The 21,002-nt window shown below is 50.5% G+C and carries 19 protein-coding genes; 7 read left to right on the top strand and 12 right to left on the bottom strand.

Annotated features, from left to right (window positions below; translation table 11 throughout):
- Position 1: 1 nt before the first annotated feature.
- Entirely contained in the window at positions 2–400 is a 399-nt protein-coding gene (locus P2W70_RS00315) for a hypothetical protein (RefSeq protein ID WP_276479416.1), read from the top strand.
- 457 nt (positions 401–857) lie between these two features.
- Here P2W70_RS00315 and P2W70_RS00310 read toward each other — a convergent pair whose 3' ends face one another.
- The 4 genes from P2W70_RS00310 to P2W70_RS00295 all read right to left on the bottom strand — a co-directional run bounded on the left by P2W70_RS00310 (position 858) and on the right by P2W70_RS00295 (position 5,285).
- Positions 858–2,075, bottom strand: coding sequence for a DegT/DnrJ/EryC1/StrS family aminotransferase (locus P2W70_RS00310; protein WP_276479415.1), 1,218 nt, complete (start codon positions 2,073–2,075; stop codon positions 858–860).
- A gap of 51 nt (positions 2,076–2,126) precedes the next feature.
- Positions 2,127–3,677, bottom strand: a complete 1,551-nt coding sequence (locus P2W70_RS00305; RefSeq protein WP_276479414.1) for a glycoside hydrolase family 10-like protein — start codon at positions 3,675–3,677, stop codon at positions 2,127–2,129.
- A gap of 12 nt (positions 3,678–3,689) precedes the next feature.
- Positions 3,690–4,136, bottom strand: coding sequence for a MarR family winged helix-turn-helix transcriptional regulator (locus tag P2W70_RS00300; RefSeq protein WP_276479413.1), 447 nt, complete (start codon positions 4,134–4,136; stop codon positions 3,690–3,692).
- A gap of 117 nt (positions 4,137–4,253) precedes the next feature.
- A complete protein-coding gene (locus tag P2W70_RS00295) occupies positions 4,254–5,285 on the bottom strand; it encodes a radical SAM/SPASM domain-containing protein (protein ID WP_276479412.1) in 1,032 nt (343 codons plus the stop codon).
- A gap of 146 nt (positions 5,286–5,431) precedes the next feature.
- On the opposite strand from P2W70_RS00295, the gene P2W70_RS00290 reads away from it, so the two are divergent.
- Genes P2W70_RS00290 through P2W70_RS00280 form a run of 3 tightly spaced genes read left to right on the top strand, consistent with a single transcriptional unit; the run spans position 5,432 to position 8,470 of the window.
- The gene (locus P2W70_RS00290) at positions 5,432–7,369 is read left to right on the top strand and encodes a M1 family metallopeptidase (RefSeq protein WP_276479411.1); all 1,938 of its coding nucleotides are present in this window, start codon (positions 5,432–5,434) and stop codon (positions 7,367–7,369) included.
- Between the two features lie 5 nt (positions 7,370–7,374).
- Positions 7,375–8,178, top strand: coding sequence for a glycoside hydrolase family 25 protein (locus tag P2W70_RS00285; RefSeq protein WP_276479410.1), 804 nt, complete (start codon positions 7,375–7,377; stop codon positions 8,176–8,178).
- A 55-nt stretch (positions 8,179–8,233) separates the two neighbouring features.
- On the top strand, positions 8,234–8,470 hold the full coding sequence (locus P2W70_RS00280) for a hypothetical protein (RefSeq protein WP_276479409.1): 237 nt from the start codon (positions 8,234–8,236) through the stop codon (positions 8,468–8,470).
- A gap of 46 nt (positions 8,471–8,516) precedes the next feature.
- On the opposite strand, the gene P2W70_RS00275 is transcribed toward P2W70_RS00280, so the two are convergent.
- From P2W70_RS00275 to P2W70_RS00240, 8 genes are all read right to left on the bottom strand, one after another.
- Positions 8,517–9,800 (bottom strand): hypothetical protein, encoded by a 1,284-nt coding sequence (locus P2W70_RS00275; RefSeq protein WP_276479408.1) that lies wholly within the window; start codon positions 9,798–9,800, stop codon positions 8,517–8,519.
- 15 nt (positions 9,801–9,815) lie between these two features.
- Entirely contained in the window at positions 9,816–10,244 is a 429-nt protein-coding gene (locus P2W70_RS00270; protein ID WP_276479407.1) for a YybH family protein, read from the bottom strand.
- A gap of 153 nt (positions 10,245–10,397) precedes the next feature.
- Positions 10,398–11,261, bottom strand: coding sequence for a TIM barrel protein (locus P2W70_RS00265; RefSeq protein WP_276479406.1), 864 nt, complete (start codon positions 11,259–11,261; stop codon positions 10,398–10,400).
- Between the two features lie 104 nt (positions 11,262–11,365).
- Positions 11,366–11,938 carry a gluconate 2-dehydrogenase subunit 3 family protein gene (locus P2W70_RS00260; RefSeq protein WP_276479405.1) on the bottom strand — a complete coding sequence of 191 codons (573 nt, stop codon included), beginning with the start codon at positions 11,936–11,938 and terminating at the stop codon, positions 11,366–11,368.
- A 38-nt stretch (positions 11,939–11,976) separates the two neighbouring features.
- Positions 11,977–13,692 (bottom strand): GMC oxidoreductase, encoded by a 1,716-nt coding sequence (locus P2W70_RS00255; RefSeq protein ID WP_276479404.1) that lies wholly within the window; start codon positions 13,690–13,692, stop codon positions 11,977–11,979.
- Between the two features lie 19 nt (positions 13,693–13,711).
- Positions 13,712–15,391: a GMC oxidoreductase gene (locus tag P2W70_RS00250; RefSeq protein WP_276479403.1), complete on the bottom strand. Its 1,680-nt coding sequence runs from the start codon at positions 15,389–15,391 to the stop codon at positions 13,712–13,714.
- A 176-nt stretch (positions 15,392–15,567) separates the two neighbouring features.
- The gene (locus P2W70_RS00245) at positions 15,568–16,464 is read right to left on the bottom strand and encodes a hydroxypyruvate isomerase family protein (RefSeq protein ID WP_276479402.1); all 897 of its coding nucleotides are present in this window, start codon (positions 16,462–16,464) and stop codon (positions 15,568–15,570) included.
- Positions 16,465–16,535: 71 nt separating this feature from the next.
- Positions 16,536–17,819 carry an MFS transporter gene (locus P2W70_RS00240; RefSeq protein ID WP_276479401.1) on the bottom strand — a complete coding sequence of 428 codons (1,284 nt, stop codon included), beginning with the start codon at positions 17,817–17,819 and terminating at the stop codon, positions 16,536–16,538.
- Between the two features lie 359 nt (positions 17,820–18,178).
- Between P2W70_RS00240 and P2W70_RS00235 the strand changes: the two genes are divergently transcribed.
- The 3 genes from P2W70_RS00235 to P2W70_RS00225 all read left to right on the top strand — a co-directional run bounded on the left by P2W70_RS00235 (position 18,179) and on the right by P2W70_RS00225 (position 20,931).
- Entirely contained in the window at positions 18,179–19,345 is a 1,167-nt protein-coding gene (locus tag P2W70_RS00235; RefSeq protein WP_276479400.1) for a Gfo/Idh/MocA family protein, read from the top strand.
- Between the two features lie 100 nt (positions 19,346–19,445).
- Positions 19,446–20,498, top strand: a complete 1,053-nt coding sequence (locus P2W70_RS00230) for a sugar phosphate isomerase/epimerase family protein (RefSeq protein WP_276479399.1) — start codon at positions 19,446–19,448, stop codon at positions 20,496–20,498.
- Positions 20,499–20,553: 55 nt separating this feature from the next.
- A complete protein-coding gene (locus P2W70_RS00225; RefSeq protein ID WP_276479398.1) occupies positions 20,554–20,931 on the top strand; it encodes a c-type cytochrome in 378 nt (125 codons plus the stop codon).
- Positions 20,932–21,002: the final 71 nt, after the last annotated feature.

Raw genomic sequence — 21,002 nt, 5'->3', positions numbered from 1 at the left:
CGTGGACCAACGATTTTATAAAATTATTGTTGCCCTGCTGATTTCTTTTAAAGTGTTAATGTCAGCAGCTTGGACTCAACAACCGCAGCCTACATCAATTGCAGTGCCAGGGCCGCTTTCGATGAAACTGTCTAAAACCTGGTACGCCCCAGCCGCCAGATATTTTAACATTTCACAGCACTTGCCCGATACCTCGTACCCGGTGACCCTGCCCTTGTTGAGGGTAGCACTACCTGTGCAAAACTTTACCAGTTCCCCCTCCTCCATCACGCGCGATTACTATACAAAACACTTCGGCTTTTTCTGCCGGCAAGAGCTGCAGTTCGAGAAAGCTTCCGGCCTGCCGCTCCGCTTCCGCATGGGCTCGCTGCAAGATTGTGATTACCTGGAAGGGAAGTAAGTTCCCGGGAAATCCATGTAGTAGCCACAAAGCTTCATATTTCTGTAAACCAGGAGTTATCGACCCTACGGTTGCTGCAGAATAGATGCAGCCATCCAGATGGTGTTTACTGGCCTTGATATGGCCAAAAGGTCGCACTGCATAGTACGTAAGGTCGCACTCCACTGGCCTAAACAGTGCTACAAGCCCTGTATAGCGATGCTGGGCAAAGGCCGGTTGTAGGCTTATTATCAGCCGGTTAGATGCAATTAAGTCCTTGTCGCCAACATTTATCAGTGCGACTTGCACGATTTTTAGCCATATCTAATGTACTTAAGCGCGCCCAACAAAAAAGGGGTGACCATTTCGGTCAACCCTTGAATATATTGAGTACGAACTACACTTTTAGCCAGTTGAAAACTGCCTGAAGTCAGACCTGGCAATAAAGCCCGGTAAGTTTCTCCAAACCAGTCTCGGATTAAGCAGTAGCCGTCTGCGCAGCTAACACCTTTTTCACCGCGGCTACGATCTTCTCACCACGCTCCTTGATCTGTTCCTCTGTCCACAACAAGCTGATGGCAGAAGAGATGACCCGGCTCATGATCGCATCGCTCGCCGAAAAGTCCTTGGTAGCATGATGGATCACCGCAGCTTTCAGGTCAGGATGCAGCGCATTGAGGGTGATCGACTGTTTCAGGTGATCCCACTTGCGGATATAGTGCCAGTTGTTGTTGTACCAGTAGAAATTACCTGCCAGGATGTTCTGGGCTTTCAGTTCTGCTACTACTGCTTCTGTAATTTCAGCCGTTGGCAGAAACCAGCTCAGGAACGTGCAGCTGTCACCAGCCGGATCGGGAATGCGGCGAAAGCTGATTTCCGGCACCTGCGACAAGATCGCTTTCAGCGCGCTGTGGTTTTTGTGCTGGATGGCCAGAAACTCGGGCAACCTTTGCACTTGCGCAAGGCCCACAGCAGCATGCAGCTCGGAAATACGGTAGTTATAACCAATAAAAGGGTGCAGGTCTGCACCACGGTCTACACCGAGGTGGTCGTGACCATGGTCACTGTACCCGTCACTCGTCGTATACACGTCTTTATGGTTGGTCAACACCACGCCGCCTTCGGCACAGGTGATCGTCTTGACGAAGTCGAAGGAGAAAGTGCCGGCATCACCAATCGTGCCCAGGTATTTTCCGTTGAATTTGGCGCCGATGCTCTGGCAGGCATCTTCCAGCAACAACAGCTTGTGCTCTTTGCAAATAGACTGGAGAGCCTCCAGGTCGGCCATACTGCCACACATATGCACGGGCATGATGCACTTCGTTTGCGGAGTGATCGCTGCACGAACAGCTACCGGATCGAGGGTCAGGGTGTCATCTACATCCACCAGTACAGGAACTGCGCCTACGCTCAACACGGCTTCAAAGCTGGCAACAAACGTAAACGATGGCATAATCACCTCATCGCCATACCCAACGCCCAAAGCACTCAGGGCCGTGGTCAGCGCAGCGGTACCACTGGAAACCAGTTGGGCGTATTGAGCGCCAAACGTATCGCAAATAGCAGCTTCCAGCTCTTTCGCTTTCCAGATACCCTTGCGCGGACCATCGAAGCCATAGCGCATCAGGATCCCCGTTTCAATCACATCGTTCACATGTTTGCGCTCGGAAGCGCCAAATAATTCAAAACCAGGCATATAACTAATTTTTTAAGAACGTAATAAGAGCCCAAAGGTAAACCGAAATCATTACCGTACAATCCAGGCTTCCTCCTCCAGTTTCACAAAGTCGAGCCGGATCGGCCAATTACTGTTGGGAAGGCTTTCATTGCCATCGGCATCGAGCGTTGTTACATAGATCCGCGCATATCTTTTGTTATCGGGCAACTGCACCCGGAAAATGCAGGAATCACCACCCGGTTCGGTACCGATCGGCTTAGCGCTGTAGAAGTTCACAAACTTTTCGGTGGTATCCGCACTCACATACAGCTTGAACTGCTTGATGGGTGCCTTCGCCAGGGCCGATTTGGCTACAGTGATATCGAAGGTTGAGCTGTCTACCACATCAAAAGATTTTACCACGGGTGATGCCGGCCGCAGCGAGTCGATCCAGGGCATGCCGGGAATCATCGCTGGTTCTTTATAATAGTTCAGGCGCAGACTGTCGCCCCATCCGTTGGGATTGCGGTTGAAAGAGGTACTACTGAAATAGATGGCGCCCTGAATCTCTTCGGGATACTTGCGGAGCTCCGCGATCTGCCTGGGCAGCAAGGTTTTATCGCGCCAGGTGGCGTTGCTGTTGGCACGGAAAGGAGCCAGTCCGATATAGCAATGACGGCCATACGTATGTTTGGCCCACCAATCAAGTAGTACTTCGTACGCAGCGGCGCGGAAACCGAATTCCCAATACAACTGCGGCGCCACATAATCGATCCATCCTTCTTCCAGCCAGAGCAAAATATCGGCATACAGGTCGTCGTAGTTCGTAACACCAGCGGTGGTGGCACTGCCCTCCGGATCGTCGCGCTCATTGCGCCACACACCAAAGGGAGAAATACCAAAACGGCAGTACTTCTTTTCTTCCTTGATGGCCTTGCTCAACGCCACGATGATCGAGTCCACATTGCTTCTGCGCCAGTCATCGCGGCTCATGCCTTTGCCGTACTGCGCGTAGGTCTTGTTATCAGGAAAGTCTTTGCCTGGTACTTTGTAGGGATAGAAGTAGTCGTCGAAATGGATCGCGTCGATATTGTAGCGCTTTACGACATCTCGGATCACCTTCACCACAAACTGCTGTGCATCTTTATTGCCTGGGTCGAAATAGCGTTTGCCGCCGTAAGCGAGGAACCATTCGGGATGCAGTTTGGTAATATGATTGGCTGCGATAGAAGATTTGCCGATCTGGAATTCGGCGCGGTAGGGATTACACCAGGCGTGAAATTCCATACCCCTCTTGTGCGTCTCTTCGATCATGAATTGCAGCGGATCGTAATAAGGAGAAGGAGCCTTGCCTTGTTTACCAGTAAGCCATTCGCTCCAGGGTTCGTGGGGCGAGGGGTAGAATGCGTCTGTGGCGGGTCTGATCTGAACGATCATCGCATTGAGCCCATTGCGTTTGTGCATGTCCAGCTGGGCAATGAACTCGGCCCGCTGGCGGGCAGGATCAAAATTACCTTTGCTGGGCCAGTCGATGTTGTCGACAGTTGCGATCCACGCGCCCCTGAATTCATAATTGGGTTGGGAAAAAGCGGTCATCGATGCCCAGATACAGGCAGCAAAAGTCAAAAAATGTCTTTTCATAATTCGGATAAACTAACCTCGCATTTTATCGAGTAGTTGATTCAGGGTAGTAGCTTCTTCTTCAGTAAGATGGCCTGCAGACGCATCCATTTCTTCATTGCTGTTGTCGAGGCTGTCCAGTAAACTTAATCCTTTATCGGATATAGTAACGTCAACAAGGCGCCGATCTGTCTTACAGATTACTTTTTTAACAAGTTCTTTCTTGACGAGCCGGTCAACGATCCGGCTGGTATCGCTCATTTTGTCGAGCATGCGCTGCCTGATCTGCAGGGTCGACAAGGGATCCCCTGCTCCGCGCAGGATGCGCAGGATATTGTACTGCTGTGGAGTGATGTCGGCATTGTCAAAAAACTTCTTATGCTGCTCCATCATCCAGTTGCAAGTAAAAATGAGATTCACCGATACCTTATGGTATTCGTTCCGGAACTTCGTTTGTTGGATGTCATTTTCAAGACTCATATTGCATCAGTAGTTGGGGTGTAAAAGTAGCAAATTTGCCGGTGTGGCAGTCTACGCGAAAGCCATACCAGGTGTCAAAAAAATCCACTGAGCATAGGGTAGGGAGCAGGATCAGGTTTATTCACTCCACACTTTGGTGCCTTCACTGCAATTGGCGCAGATGTCGATATTCTTCCTGCTTTGGAGAATCTGCCGGCGAAAGCTGACGTATTCATCGCTGTGCCATACCTCTTTGAAAGGTTTGCCTTTAAGGTCGCCCAGTTTGTGCTGGGCATCTTTATCGAAACAACAGGGCACCACCAGGCCGTCCCAGCTGATCACCGTGGCATGCCACAGGCGCCAGCAATGATTTTCAAGGTTGTTCTTGACTTTAATTTCGCCCTGGCTATTCCGGCGATACCGGCTGAATTTATCGATGGTAGGTATCAGGTTATTGGGGTCCTGTTCATAATCGTATACCTGGGCGGTCTTGAAGCGTACATCATCCACCCCTATCTCTGCCGCCAGCTTTTTCACATCTTCTATCTGGTGCTCATTGGGCTTTACCACCAGGAACTGGAAGAAAACGAAGGGCGTTGTGCTGTTCAGTTCCTTTTTCCACTTCATGATGTTTCGGGCTCCCTCCAGTACCTTTTCGAGCTTACCGCCTACTCGGTACTGCTGGTACACATCCTGCGTAGTGCCATCGATCGAAATGATGAGCCGGTCCAGCCCACTCTCCACCGTGCGCTTCGCATTGGCATCATTCAGGTAATGGGCATTGGTCGATGTGGCGGTATAAATACCCTTATCCGACGCATACTTCACCATGTCCAGAAAGCTGGGGTTCAGATAAGGTTCGCCCTGAAAATAGAAGATCAGGTACATCAGGTCGCGGGAAAGCTGGTCGATCGTATCCCGGAAAAAATCCTTCTGCAACATACCCGTAGGCCGGGTAAACGCCCTCAAACCACTCGGGCATTCCGGGCAGCGCAGGTTGCAGGAGGTCGTGGGCTCAAAGGAGATGGAAACCGGAAAGCCCCACTGTACGGGCCGCTTGGTCCACTTGCTTAAATAGTAGCTACTCAGCACCTTACCGGCGTTCCACGCGCGGCGAAAGGTAAGCTTGGATACTAAATTGACGCTATCGTGCCAGTTAAATGAGGGCATTTGTATTATAAAAATAATGACACTTACTTAATGTACAATGTTTTATAATCACTAACGTTTAAATAATAGGATTGTTGGGGCATCTGGATAACGCAAACCTCGTATATAGTATAATGCTAATCCACCCGGACAATGCGAATGGTGCTATGAAAAAAATATACCTACTACTATTACTGGCCACGGCCGGCAGTACCCAGGCCCAGCAATATGAAACCCGGCAAATAGCCGCCGCGGAAGAGCGATCCTTTCAGCGCCGGCTCGACGGGCAGGGCACAGACGGTACCAGCAGCACGGTAGCCTCCCCCAACTTCAACGTCACCTATTACCGCTGCGCCTGGAAAGTCGACCCCGGCGTAAAGTTTATTGCAGGCGATGTAACATCTCATTTCCGGGTTACCCAGGCCACCAACACCATTACCTGGGACCTGAGGCAATCACTTACAGTCGATAGTATCGTCTATCACCATACCAAACTATCTTTCCAGCAAACGGAAAGCCACGGCCTGATCGTCAACTTTCCGGCTGCGATCAGCGCTGGTACCCTCGACTCCATGTGCATTTACTACCAGGGTGTACCCGATCCAGCCAACAGCGGGGCCTTCGTGCAAAGACTGCACAGCGGGGTGCCGGTTATCTGGACACTTTCCGAGCCATTCGGTTCCAAAGAGTGGTGGCCCTGTAAAAATGGGCTCGACGACAAAGCCGATTCCATCGATATCAGCATCACCTGTCCACAACAATACACCGCCTCCTCCAACGGCCTGGTCATAGCCGAAGAAACACAGGGCGCCAACAAGACCTTTTATTTTCGCCACCGGTATCCCATCGCGTCCTACCTCGTAGCCCTGGCCGTAACCAACTATCAGGTCTGGAATGGCTCGGTAACCCTGGGGAATAAAACCCTGCCTTTGAAGAGCTATTTCTATCCGGAGGGCTATTATTTGTCGGGTAATGAGGTGAATACGATCAATGCCATGAAGATCTTTCATGAGAAATTTGGCGAATACCCTTTCATCAACGAAAAATATGGACATACCCAATGCGGTATTAATGGGGGGATGGAACACCAGACCAATAGTTTCATGGGCAGTATGGGCCATTCACTGATAGCGCATGAGCTCGGCCACCAGTGGTTTGGCGATCGCATCACCTGCGCCAGTTGGAGCGATATCTGGCTCAATGAAGGATTTGCCACCTATGCGCAACACTTGTTTACCGAGGTTAACTTTCCCAACTATGTACCCACCGGCTTGCGCGATATGATCAGCAGCATCACATCTGCGCCCGACGGTGCTGTATATGTGGCGGATACAACCAATTCATCCCGCATCTTCAGCAACCGCCTCAGCTACAACAAAGGGTTCTATGTAGTGTACATGCTGCGCTATCTATTGGGCGACTCCACCTTTTACCGGGGCGTACGCCGCTACCTCAGCGATCCTGCCCTGCAATATGGGTTTGCCCGTACAGCCGATCTGCGCAGGAATCTCGAAGCGGAGTCTGGCAAAGACCTGCTAACTTTTTTTAAACAATGGGTATATGGAGAAGGATATCCGAATTACCAGCTCAACTGGTCGCAGAATATGAACCAGTGGGTCACCTTAAAACTAAACCAAACCACGAGTCACCCCTCAGTTCCTTTTTATAACATGCCGGTGATGCTTACGTTGCGAGGCGCCGGCAAAGATTCAACCATTACGGTCGATCACCAGTTCAGCGGGCAGGAATTTTGGTTCAACCCGGGTTTTGCAGTTGATACGGTGATCATCGACCCTAAGTTGTGGATACTGTCAAAAACAAAGACATCGCAAAAAATAGGCGGTCCCACAGCCGTCAACGACCTTAAGATATACCCCAACCCTGCCCCTTCGTTATTGACGATCGAGTTGAGCAACCCGCGCCTGGAGCGGCTCACCATCACCCTGCACAACATGCTGGGGCAACAGGTGCTGCACAAAGAAGTGACGATTTCCGGACGCGACGAGCGCATACAGATACCCACGTACGGATTGGCGCGGGGTATGTACCACCTGCGGATACGCAGCGGCAATACGATAAATATTAACCGCCAAATCATGCGATAAAAGACATGCAGACGACTATATTTGCAACCGCGGGTATGGCAGATAAGAAAAAAGGAAATATAGGTTGGAAGATACTGATATCCCTCATCCTCACCGGCATTCTGGTCATGTTGGGATTTCAGATCTATGAATGGTGGTCGGCCCGCCGGGCACACTTCATCAAATACGAAGCCTTCGGCATCGAAATTCCCACCAATTACGGCATCCATGGCATCGACGTTTCCAAATACCAGGAAACCATCGACTGGCAAAGCGTCAAAGAAATGCAGGTGGAAGATGTCCAGATCGGTTTTGCCTTCATGAAAGCGACCGAGGGCAATGGCAACGAGGACCGCCAGTTCAAACGAAACTGGAAAAGGTCGAAAGAAGCCGGATTACCGCGCGGCGCTTATCACTTCTTCATAGCCTCCAAGAACGGAAAAACGCAGGCCGAGAACTTTATTTCTACCGTACAATTGGAGCCAGGCGACCTTCCCCCGGTATTGGATGTAGAGCAAACCAACGGCGTCAAAGGTGAAAAGCTGCGGGAGCGTGTGAAAGAATGGTTGACGACGGTCGAAAACTACTATGGCGTAAAACCAATCATCTATACCAACGTCGACTTTTACAAACAAATACTGAAAGACGAGTTTGACCACTATCCGCTCTGGGTGGCCCATTACCTGCAAAAAGAGAAACCCCGTATCTACCGCGACTGGCATTTCTGGCAACACAGCGAACAGGGGCATGTGAACGGGATTCTGTACAAAGTGGATTTCAATGTATTCAATGGCGACTCCACCGAGTTTAAAAACCTCCTGATTCATTAGTCACTGCGCAGCCCGCTGAAGACCCCAATAATAGGAATTCTCCGTAATTTTAGGTATGCCGTACGAACAAGACGATCCCCGTGATTTTCTGAAAAGAATAGGCTGGACGATATCCCTCGGCTTCTTGTGGCTGATGTCGACCTTTGCCATCGGCATGTACAATGACCTGATGGTGCCGGTAAAAGGAATACACCTCGCTAACATCATTTTTTACTGTTGGATGATCGGCAGTCTCATTGCACTGGTATGGGTGAATATCAGGATCTGGAAAAAGAAATTCCCCCACGGATAGCTGCCCGGGATAGAATGTCTGCTTACTTCGACAGGCGCCCCTGCCATCAATTGTACTTCCGGAGAATATACAAAGCCTTTTGATTGACCGTAACACCATCGTCTACAGCCCGGCCGCTGAACAGGTAGTCGTATTCCTTTTCCCAGATGCCGGCATCATGCCGTTGCTTCATGAAATCCCTGTCATACGACAGGCGGGAGTAATAGGCCATGACAAACACGCCCATGAGTACATAGCCGGTTAGATAAACAGCCGCCAGTCGGCGCTGGAAGATGCTGGATTGACCCAGGTGCTGCAGGTAAACCGCCAGCATGAACGGAAGGATGGGGAAAAAGAACCGGGCTTCGAAAAAGGGCCAGTTAAAGATCAAAAGGAGGTAGAGCACCAGGTAAAAAGAAATGAAAAGCGGAATTCGGGTGCGATGCTTTATCAGGCACCAGATGAGTATGCCAAGAAACAACAGTCCGGTCACCAAATAGACCGCACCCGCCACGGAGGGAGCAATCAGCCAAGCCACCTTGCTATACGGAGTATTGATGAACAGTTCCGCAAGGTCCATAGCGTGCAGGCGCAGGTTGCCGGCGAAAAAACTACCACCATCTGTTGCCAATGGGCGCCAGAAATAACCGAGGTAGGTAATGAACTTGGGTCGGGTGACCAGCAAGGCCAATCCGGCCAGCAAAGTGATCAGGACCAGCCCACTCATTAAAGGGCGTTGTCGCAACCCGCCAGTAAGGGCTTGCCGGTGTGATACCAGGAAAGACAATAGCAGCGCGGCGATCAGTACAATGCCGGCCGTACGGGTAACAAAGGCGATCAGACAAAGCACCACGGTCAGTACCAGTTGAGCCGGTCTTTTGTTGTGCAGGAACCGGTGATAGGAATAAAGGGCTGCACTGGTGAAGAACAGGAACTGAAGCTCCGACAGGGGCGTCATTACCAGCTTGATCGTCGTCCAGTTGAGGAGGGTTAGACAGGCAAAAAGCCAGGTGTTGATGGAGGTACCAAAGAGTTTTTTAATAAAATACAGGCTGCCGCCCAGGTATAGCAACTGGCATAAAGCTATGGTGAAAGGGGTCAGGATATGCAGCCGGGCTAATCCTTCCAGAAAGAAAACATAGCCATAAGGCAGAAAATCGTTGGAAGAGCCAAAGGAAGCAGGCCAGGTCCCCAAACGTTGTTCCAGCAAAGCAAAATACCGGACGGTATCATTCGTGAGCCGAAAGGGCGTAAAGAAATCAAGGAGGTATACAACGACTACAACGCCCGTTGCGGCCATCCATACCTGCCTGTTCAAACGAGGAAACGCAAAATCGACCTTTAACTGCATAAGGCGGTGAAGATACTAACTGCTGTGATCGGAAATGATCACCCACTGCCCTTTGATCTTGCGGAAAATGAGGTCGTAGTGTCCGCCAACATCACCGGCGTTGCGTTTCAAGTGCCATTTGCCCACTACAAAGAAATAATCGGCGCTCAGTCGCTGTACTTTAACGAGGTTGAAAGTCAGGGTTCCCATCTGGTCGGGGCCGTTGTAGCCTTTCTTGTAATTATTGAGTGTGTTCTGATAACCATACGTAACGCCGCTCTTGCCGATGAACATCAGGGAGTCATTGTTCCAATATCCTTTCATGAAGTCTTCGAGATCGCCCCGGTTCCAGGCTTCCGTCTGGTTGTGCAGGATCTGGCGGATCGCCTTTTCGTCGGCCGATTGAGCATACGTCGTGATGGCGCAGATGAAGAGGATGCAGGCGGAAAGGAGTAGTTGTCTCATAAGCATGATTATTCCCGTAAGTTACTACACAATCAAACAGATCGGCCGGCCGGCAAAAACCGGTCATAAAAAAGCGAAAATGCGCCAATACTACCGAAAAAAAGAGGGCATACCAATTAAGGTACACCCTCCGACCAATGAAGTCTATTAAGATCAGATACTGAGCTTCTTCATGTAAGCAGCATCCACTTCCGCAGCTTTCAGCGGCGTGGTGCCCGCATAGCGCTCCTGCTCTACGATGAAATACTCCATGTTGAGCTTTTTGGCTTCTTTCAGGATCTTCGCAAAATCCAGTGAGCCGGTGCCCAGGTCTACAGAGGCGTCATGCTCTTTGGGGTCTGCGCCTTTCTGACGATCCTTTACATGGCACAGGCGCCAGCGTTTGGGATACTTTTTCAACCAGGCGATCGGATCTTCACCGGGCGTTGCTACCCAGTATATATCCATTTCAAAATCGACGGTGTCGGCATTGGTATTTTGCATCAGGGTGTCCTGGGGCATTACACCATCCAGCTTGGTAAACGTGTAACCGTGGTTGTGGTAGGCAAAGCGCAGGCCGTTCTTTTTACAGATATCACCACAGGCATTGAACTTGTCGGCATACCGCTTGTAGTCGTCCAGTGTCTTTTGAGGGCCGATATAAGGGCAGATCAGGTACTTCATCCCGATCTCTCCGGCTTCAGCCGCTTTCTTTTCAAAGTCTTTGTTGATATCGCAGTGGGTGGAGACCATGGTGATACCCAGGTCGTCGCCAAACTTCTTGAATTCCTTATTGCTCATGCCCCAATAGATACCCTGGCCGCCTTCATACCCTTCGATCTGTTTGTAACCGAAAGCCGCAACTTGCTTCAATATTCCCTTGGGATCTTTGGGAAGATCGTCCCGCAGCGTATACAACTGCAGTCCAAATTGCTTGAGTGGTTTGTAAGCAGCAAAAAGGTCTGTAGTGCCGCCCAATGCCAGGGCAGACGCAAAAACACCACCGGTCTTTATAAATTGTCGACGATTGTAGCTCATAGTGAAAAGGCAATTGAATTAGTTAGAGAAAAAGCAAAGCATAAAAAACGGCAACAATCCCCGGTGGGGATTGCTGCCTATAACATTTCAGGAGAAAACATGTTTTAGGTGGCCCAGGCACGGTCGCCTTTTTTGTAAGGCATACATCCGTCGTAACGGCCGGGAACAGCTTCGTAACGCAAAGCTTCGGTAGCACCGATCTTCGAGGTAAAGTAACCCAGCAGCGTCAATTGCTTCATCAGCGAGAAGTAATGCGACGGGTCTTCCTTTTTCTTATTCTTATTGTATTCCTTCTGCTCAGTGTCGAGTGTGATCAGCAAGGCTTTCCGCTGCTCGGGGGTCACGCTCATGAACGACTTGTCATGTGCTTTGTGACAGGCTTCGTCCAGCTTGCTCATGCCTTCCAGGAAGATCTTCTGATTCTTCTCATCATAGCAATCCTTCACCATCACCGTCATGAACGTACCAACACCAGCAGCCTTGGCCCCGGGCGTATTGGTAGTAGGGATGATGGTTTCGGCAATCTCGTCCAGGTAGGCAACATCAGACGGCTTAAAGTCCAATGTAGTTGTGATCTTGTCATCACTGGCCTTACAGCCCGACAGAAAAAACTCAGCTCCGATCACCGCGGTGCCCAGCAACAGGGCAACCCTCGATACGGCTTCTCTTCTGTTCATATACTTTGTTTTAAAAGTGCTTGATAATAATAAAACAATTACAGATTCCCTTTCTTCAACTCACTTACGGCAAAATCGGCCGCGCGGGCTGTCAATGCCATATAAGTCAGGGAAGGGTTCTGGCAGGCTGATGAGGCCATGGCCGAGCCATCTGTGATAAACACGTTCTGCACTTCGTGCATTTGATTCCACTTGTTCAGTACAGAGGTCTTCGGGTCTTTACCCATCCGGGCCGTTCCCATTTCATGGATACAGAAGCCGGGAGGTGGCGCATTGTCAAAAGACTTGATGTTCTTGGCGCCTGCTACTTCCAGCATTTCGATGGCACTATTCTTCATATCCTCACGCATCTTCATCTCGTTCTCCTTGAACTCACAGTCGATATCCAGCGTGGGCAATCCCCATTTATCTTTCTTGTCTTTATTGAGCGTAACCTTGTTCTCGTAGTAAGGGAGGTGCTCACCCCACGAGCCCATGCCCATCGTCCACACACCAGGTTCCACCATGCTTTCCTTCAGTTCCACACCAATGCCATCGCCCGAACGACCACGGCCGCGGTTGGCGCCGCCCTGGTAGCCAAAGCCACGCACATAGTCTTTGCGCATAGAGTCGTGACTGATATTGCGGAAACGGGGCACATAGATACCATTGGGGCGACGACCAAAGAAATACTTGTCATCAAATCCTTCCATCTCCCCGTTGGCGCCCACGCCATAGTGGTGGTCCATCAGGTTATGCCCTACCTGGCCGCTGGAGTTACCCAGGCCTTGTGGAAAGGCATCCGAAGTGGAGTTGAGCAATATAGAAGCAGTACCCAGCGTGGAAGCGTTGATGAACACGATCTTCGCATAATACTCTTCAGTCTTCATGGTTTCCGCATCCATGATGCGTACACCTTTCGCTTTCTTCGTATCCTTGTCGTATATGACTTCCAATACGATCGAGTAGGGACGCAGTGTCAGGTTGCCGGTTTTCACAGCAGCTGGCAGTGTGGCCGAATTGCTGCTGAAATAGCCCCCGAAAGGACAGCCTTCATGACAGCGGTTGCGGTATTGGCAGGGACCACGGTCGCCTACTTTCGCGGTATGGTTGGCAGAACGGCCCATGATCATGGCGCGTCCGTTGAGTTTTTCTTTGAGCCGCGCTGCTACGTGTTTCTCCACGCAGTTCATTTCCATCGCAGGCAGAAACTCGCCGTCGGGCAACTGGATCAGTCCGTCTTTGTTACCATTGATGCCGGCAAACTTTTCGACATAGCTGTACCAGGGCTCCAGGTCCTTATAGCGAATAGGCCAGTCTACGCCGTGCCCATCCTTCGCATTTTCCGAAAAGTCGATCTCACTCCAGCGATAGCTTTGGCGGCCCCACATCAGCGAGCGGCCACCAACATGATATCCCCGGATCCAGTAAAAAGGCTTGGTTTGGTTATAAGGATGTTCGTTATCGTCTACAAAGAACTTCTTGGACACTTCATTAAAAGCATAACACTTACTCTGGATGGGACTTTTTTCACGGTCTTCCTGCGTAAGGTTATTGTGATGCGGCAGCTCCCATGGATCTTTATTGGTGTCGGTATAATCGGTGATATGCCGCACATCACGTCCACGTTCCAGCAAAATGGTTTTGAGGCCTTTTTCACAGAGCTCCTTGGCGGCCCAGCCGCCACTGATGCCGCTGCCCACTACGATCGCGTCATAGGTGTTTTGGGCAGCCGCCTTGTTGTTAATGTTTACATTCGATGAATCCCCGGGCATAGATTAAATTTATAGATAATTATAGATTACCTTTTTTCAGTTCACTGACAGCAAAGTCAACTGCCCGCGCTGTCAGCGCCATATAGGTAAGGGAAGGATTCACGCAGGAAGCCGAAGTCATACAGGCCCCGTCCGTCACGAATACATTCTTACAATCCCACACCTGATTATGACCATTTAAAACAGAAGTCTTAGCATCTCTGCCCATGCGGGCGGTACCCATTTCATGAATGCCCATGCCCAGCGCATAATCGCCCCGGAAGCCATGTACATTCTTCACGCCGGCAGCTTCCAGCATTTCAACACCGTCATTGACCATATCGTCCTGCATCTTCTTTTCATTGTCACCGATCTCGGCGTCGATATCCAATACAGCAAGTCCCCATTTATCCTTTACCTGCTTGTTGAGGGTGATCTTGTTGTTGTGGTAGGGCAGGGTTTCGCCAAAGGCCGTCATCCCAATGGTCCAGTTGCCTGGTTCAGTCAGAGCGTTCTTAAGGTCGGCACCAATGCCCAGTTCGGCTACGTTACGGCCCCAGCCTTCGCGGCTGGCAGCGCCCTGGTAACCAAAACCACGCACGTAATTCCGCTTTTCACCAAACAGGTTGCGGAATCGGGGGATATAGAACCCGGTTGGCCGGCGTCCGAAATAATACTTGTCTTCATAGCCTTCCACCGTACCGGATGCACCCACACGGAAGTGGTGGTCCATCAGGTTATGGCCGAGCTCGCCGCTGCTGCTGCCCAGGCCACCTTCCCACACATCGGTGGCGGAATTGAGCAATACCCAGGTACTGTTCATGGCCGAAGCGCATAAAAACACGACCTTGGCGGTATATTCTACGGTCTTGTTGGTCTCGGCGTCCATCACTTCCACGCCCTTGGCTTTCTTAGAGTCTTTATCGTACAGGATCTTGTGAACAATAGAGAAAGGACGAAGCGTAAGATTGCCCGTAGCCCGCGCCGCAGGCAAGGTAGAAGACTGTGTGCTGAAATAAGCGCCAAACGGGCAGCCCAACCAGCACTTGTTGCGGTACTGGCAATTGGTACGGCCGGGTAAGGGCTTGGTAATATTGGCCACACGGCCGATAGTCAGCAGGCGCTGACCTTTATAATGTTCTTTCAGGCGGGCTGCTACATCCTTCTCCACACAGTTCAGGTCCATGGGCGGCATGAACTGACCGTCGGGTAGTTGCGGGATACCATCGCGATTACCGCTGATGCCGGCAAATTTCTCGACGTAATCGTACCAGGGAGCAATATCATTGTAGCGGATGGGCCAGTCGACGGCGATGCCTTCTTTACCATTGGCTTCAAAGTCGAAATCGCTCCAGCGGTAGCTTTGACGCCCCCACATCAGCGAACGGCCACCTACATGGTAACCCCTGAACCAGTCGAAGCGCTTGGTTTCGGTATAGGGACAATCTTTTTCGTTGGCCCAGTAGTCGAGGTTCGTTTCGTTCAAGGGATAGTCCCGGTTGAGGACGGGATAGTTCTTGATCATTTCCTGGGTTTTGCCGCCACGGTGCGGGAAATCCCAGGGATCTTTATTAGCATTTACATACCCTTTTACGTGCTCGATATCGTTTCCGCGTTCCAGCAGCAAAACCTTCAATCCTTTTTCACAAAGTTCTTTCGCTGCCCAGCCTCCGCTGATGCCGCTTCCCACCACGATAGCGTCATAAGCATTATCTGCCATAGTTTACCGTTTTAATTGATTATCTCATATGGTTTCTTCGTTATTGACAAGCCCAGCGCTACCTTACGGTAACGCTGGGTCTATTAAAAGCTATCTTACGAAGCATCGATAGATGGCATGCCTTCTTCCTACTCGTTGCCTTGCTGCCTCTGTGCCTTGTTGCCTCTCTGCCTTTCCTACACGTCGCAAATCTTGATCGCTTTCTCCAGTGAAACCAACCGCTCTTCATTGGTCTTACGGGCGGGAATGAACTCCTGCGCCACATACCCTTTAAAGCCGGTAGCCAGGATCGCCTTCATGATAGCAGGGTAATAAAGCTCTTGCGTTTCATCGATCTCTGCACGGCCCGGTACACCACCGGTATGGTAATGCGAGATATACTGGTGATTGGCTTTGATCGTAGCGATCACATCCCCTTCATCGATCTGCATATGATAGATATCGTACAATAATTTGAAGTTCTCCGATCCTACACGCTTACACAGCTCCGCACCCCAGTTGGTCTTATCACACTGGTAGTCTTTGTGGTTGACCTTGCTGTTCAGCAATTCCATCACCAGCGTCACTTTATGCTTCTCTGCCAGAGGCATCAGTTGCTTCAGGCCTTCGGCACAATTTTTCCAACCCGTTTCATCATCGATACCCCGGCGGTTACCGCTGAAGCAGATCAGCTGCTTGTAACCCGCCTGGGCCACCAGGGGAATCATTTCTGTATAGTTCTTGATCAGCTGCGCATGAAACTTCTTGTCGTTGAAACCGTCGACGAGATTGATCTCGGCGCCATTGCACATCGAAGAGTATAAGCCATACTGCTTCAGTACCGGCCAGTCTTTGGGACCCACTAGGTCAATAGCTACAATACCCATCTTCTTGGCGGCGGCACAAAATTCTTCCAGGGGGATGCTGCCATAACACCAGCGGCATACCGAGTGATTGATATTTCCTTTCAATTTGGTTGATTTAGTCTCGTCGTCAGGTGCAGAAAAAGAGGACAGCATTCCAGCTGTACCGAGGGCTGCGGTGCCCGCCACAAGATTCTTCAGGGCATGCCGGCGTGATTGATTGTTGGACATGAGGATCGAAAAAATTGAATGTACAAAAAATGTTACTACACGAATATGAAAAACGAATCATTAACAAATTACTAAGCACCTGCAACAGCCAATTGCTGTGGCTTCTTACGACCGCGCATATAGAATACCAGGCCTGCAAACGCCACGACCAGGATGATTGGGATCACCAGGGTAGCATTCAATACACCAGGACCAGCCGCTTTTTTAGCTTCACCCAAAGCAATGGCCATTTCGGACCCACCAGGTGCTGCAGTATAAGCAGCGAGGTCGGCGCCAGCAGGCAGCTTCTCCGCTACCAGCTTATCATAGTATCCGCCCATGAACATCATATAGATAGATACCGCAAACATGCCGGCCCCACCCATCAGGTTCAGTCCTACGGCACCGGTCTTCGGCATATTCTCCGCCACAAAACCCAACATCGTTGGCCAGAAATAACAAACACCCATACCAAATACCAGCGCGCCAACAAAAACCATATTGCCCGTGGTATGTCCGAGCAAATAGATACCCGCGGCTGCCAGTACGGAAGAGATCAGCAATACACCTTGTGGCGAAAAGCGATGCACCACCGGTTCAGCAAGTCCACGGCCTACCACCATCACACCGGTAGACACGGCGAGTATTAAAATGGCGTTATCGGTTACGTTCTTCAGTAACACATCGATCCACTGGCCAGTAAATAATTCCGTGATAGCCGTTCCGAACATACAGATGATCATGAAAATGAACAGCGGCTGCCCCAGTGATTTGTACATCTCGGCAGTAGACACACCAGCTGCCACCCGCTCGGTAACAGGAAACTTAAGGCGGAAAGCCATAAGACCGTAAAGGATAGCGGGAACCAACATGGTTCCTACCATGATCTGCCAACTGATGCCGGCTTTTTCGAAGAAGAACGTGATAAGGGTACCAATAACAATACCTCCGGGAAACCAGAGGTGGAAGTGATTGAGCTTGGTCGTTTTATTTTCAGGATATAACGAGGTAACCAGGGGGTTACAGGCAGCTTCAACAGTTCCGTTCGCAATACCAACAAGAAGTGTTGAAAGAAAGAGCGTCCAGTAGCCGCTGGCAAAAATGGTGAGTAAGATACCTGCCAGGTGAAAGACAAATGCAAGGATCAGCAGGCGTTTCATGCCAATGGCATCTACAACGAGACCGCCGATGATCACAGCCAATGGGAAGCCCCAGAACGCGGTAGCGGCGATTACGCCAAGTTCGGAAGCATTTAATTGAAACTCGACACCGAGTTTATTGAGAATACCCGCACGAATACCAAAAGACAAAGACGTTACTAAAAGGGCAAGGCAACTGGCCCAGAATAATTGACCACGTTGGATGGTTGATTGCATGGCAAGGAGTTTTTATGGTGAAAATCGTTAGGAAACAATTGATACTGCAACACTCAAAACCTTATCCACCCGTCGTCGGATCATACGCACGTCTCCCACGATTCACAGCCCGTCTGCACAAAAGCCCAACTCACAACATCCTTAGTCGGAATAACAGCGTACATCCCTAAACCAGCGTAAGCATTATTCCATTCTTATTAATATTCCTTTAATTTGCAAAACTCATCCTAACCTGCTTACCTTTAGCGCTGTGACGACTTTATTGAATAAATTTCAATATACGGTCGTAAATGTAAATTTTTTATTTTTAAATCACATTGTTCTTTTAACAATTTATAATACTTTCTAATCATTCTTACATGAACCGAAAACTTCGAATGGGAATGGTGGGTGGAGGAAAAGACGCCTTCATCGGAGCCGTTCACCGCATTGCAGCCAATATGGACGGGTTGATAGAACTCGCAGCAGGAGCACTCAGCATCAATCCAGAAATAGCGAAAGAGTCAGGTAAAATGTTGTTCCTTCCCGAAGACAGAACATACCTTACCTACGAGGAGATGATTAAAAAAGAAAGCGAACTACCCGCTGATAAACGCATAGATTTTGTTACCATCGTAACGCCCAACTTCGCCCACTTCGCACCAGCCATGATGGCCCTCGATCACGGTTTTCACGTGGTCATCGAAAAGCCCATCACCTTCACACTCGAGGAAGCAAAGCAGCTGAAGCAAAAAGTAGAAGAAACAGGATTGATACTGGCGCTTACCCACACCTACTCCGGTTACCCGATGGTGAAGCAGGCCCGTGCCATGGTACAGGGCGGCGAATTAGGAAAGATCAGAAAAGTTTGGGTAGAGTATCCCCAGGGATGGCTCAGCAAATTGAGCGAGCGCGAAGGCAATGCACAGGCAGCCTGGCGCACCGACCCCAAAAAGTCGGGCAAGAGCGGCTGCATGGGCGATATCGGCACCCACGCCGCACACCTCGCAGAATACATCACCGGCAATAAGATTACCCATCTCTGCGCAGACCTCAACGTCATGGTAGCAGGTCGTGCACTTGATGACGACGGCAACGTACTGCTGAAGTTCGACAACGGCGCCTCCGGCGTACTGATGGCTTCGCAGGTAGCAGCCGGCGAAGAAAACGCCCTTAAGATCCGCGTATACGGTGAAAAAGGTGGTCTCGAATGGCAACAGCACGAGCCCAATACCCTCCTGGTAAAATGGCTCGAGGCGCCCACACAGATCCTCCGTGCCGGTGCCGGATATACCGATCGCCTTTCCAGCTATGCTACACACAACTGCCGCACACCAGGAGGTCACCCCGAGGGATACCTGGAAGCATTCGGCAACATCTACCGCAACTTCGCCCTCACCCTCGGTGCCCGCATCGATGGTACACAGCCCACCAAAGAAATGCTCGACTTCCCCACCGTGGAAGATGGCATCCGCGGTATGGCCTTCATCGACAATGTGGTGGCCAGCAGCACCTCCGATGTAAAGTGGACAGCCTACCAGGCATAAAACTATACAAGCCTTTGGCCGGCCGTTAGCCGGCCAAAGGCCTTTTTAGCCAAACAGGCTACAGAGAAGCCTTCTACATTAACACAGAAACAAGCGCTATATGAAGACAATCAAAGGACCCGGCATCTTCCTCGCCCAGTTCCTCGGCGATAAAGCCCCCTTCAATGACCTTATTTCCATCTGCAAATGGGCCAAAGACCAGGGTTTTGTAGGCGTACAGATCCCCACCTGGGATAGCCGTGTGATCGACTTGCAGAAAGTGGCGGAAAGCAAAACCTTCGCTGATGAATACAAAGGAAAAATAGCAGAAACAGGCGTACAGATCACCGAACTGTCTACCCACTTGCAGGGGCAGCTCGTAGCCGTACACCCTGCTTATGATACATTGTTTGACGGGTTTGCGCCAGCAGCCGTCCACGGCAACGCCAAAGCCCGCACAGAATGGGCAGTCCAACAACTGAAATGGGCCGCCAAAGCATCCCAAAACCTGGGTCTCAACGCGCACGCCACCTTTAGCGGCGCCCTGCTATGGCCCACCGTATATCCATGGCCACAACGTCCTGCCGGATTGGTAGAGACCGGTTTCAAAGAATTGGCCAACCGCTGGTTGCCCATCCTCAACGAGTTCGACGCCAACGGCGTAGACCTCTGTTACGAGATTCACCCCGGCGAAGACCTGCACGATGGTATCTCCTACGAAATGTTCCTCGAGCATACCGGTAATCACCCCAGGGCCTGCCTGCTGTACGATCCATCCCATTTCGTATTGCAGTGTCTCGATTACCTGGAGTATATTGACAACTACCACGAGCGCATCCGTATGTTCCACGTAAAAGATGCCGAGTTCAACCCCACCGGCAAACAAGGCGTATACGGCGGCTATCAATCCTGGATCAACCGCGCTGGCCGCTTCCGCTCCCTGGGTGACGGACAGGTCGATTTCAAGTCGATATTCAGCAAGCTCACTGCTTACGACTATGCCGGTTGGGCAGTCATGGAGTGGGAGTGCTGCATCAAGCACCCCGAAGATGGAGCCCGCGAAGGCGCCCCCTTCATCAAGGACCACATCATCCGCGTGACCGAAAAAGCCTTCGATGATTTCGCAGGTACCGGAAGCGATGAAAAATTTAATCGCTCGGTGTTGGGTTTGTAGATTAAATTGCGCCCGCTTGCGTCATCCATTTGTCATTTTAATAAACAAGTTGCACATGAAAAAGCTGATGATCGCTTTTTTGATCTCCGGTGGCCTGATCGCCTGCGGCGGAGGTACAGAAAAGCCCGCTGATGAAAAAAAAGAAGAAAAGAAAGCCGATCCCATGGCGGTCGATAACCAAAAAGGGCTCGAGCTGATTGGTTCCAACGACTGTACCACCTGCCACAAGATCTCCGAAAAGAACATCGGACCTGCTTATACCGATGTGGCCGCCAAATACGAGAACACACAAGCCAACATCGATATGCTGGTCGACAAAGTGATCAAGGGCGGACAAGGTAACTGGGGCGCTGTTCCCATGACACCTCACCCCACTTTGAGCAAAGAAGACGCTACTGAGATGGTTAAGTACATCCTCGGACTGAAGAAGTAACTGATACCAGGTAATATATTTCAACAGGTTTTGCTGTTCTTTGGGTACCCCCTCACAGCAAAACCTGTTTT

The sequence above is a fragment of the Paraflavitalea pollutisoli genome (assembly GCF_029360705.1).
In the GTDB taxonomy this organism is placed as follows: Bacteria; Bacteroidota; Bacteroidia; order Chitinophagales; family Chitinophagaceae; genus Paraflavitalea; species Paraflavitalea pollutisoli.
Note: the sequence above shows the minus strand (reverse complement) of the source record. Positions and strands in the feature narration are given on the sequence as shown.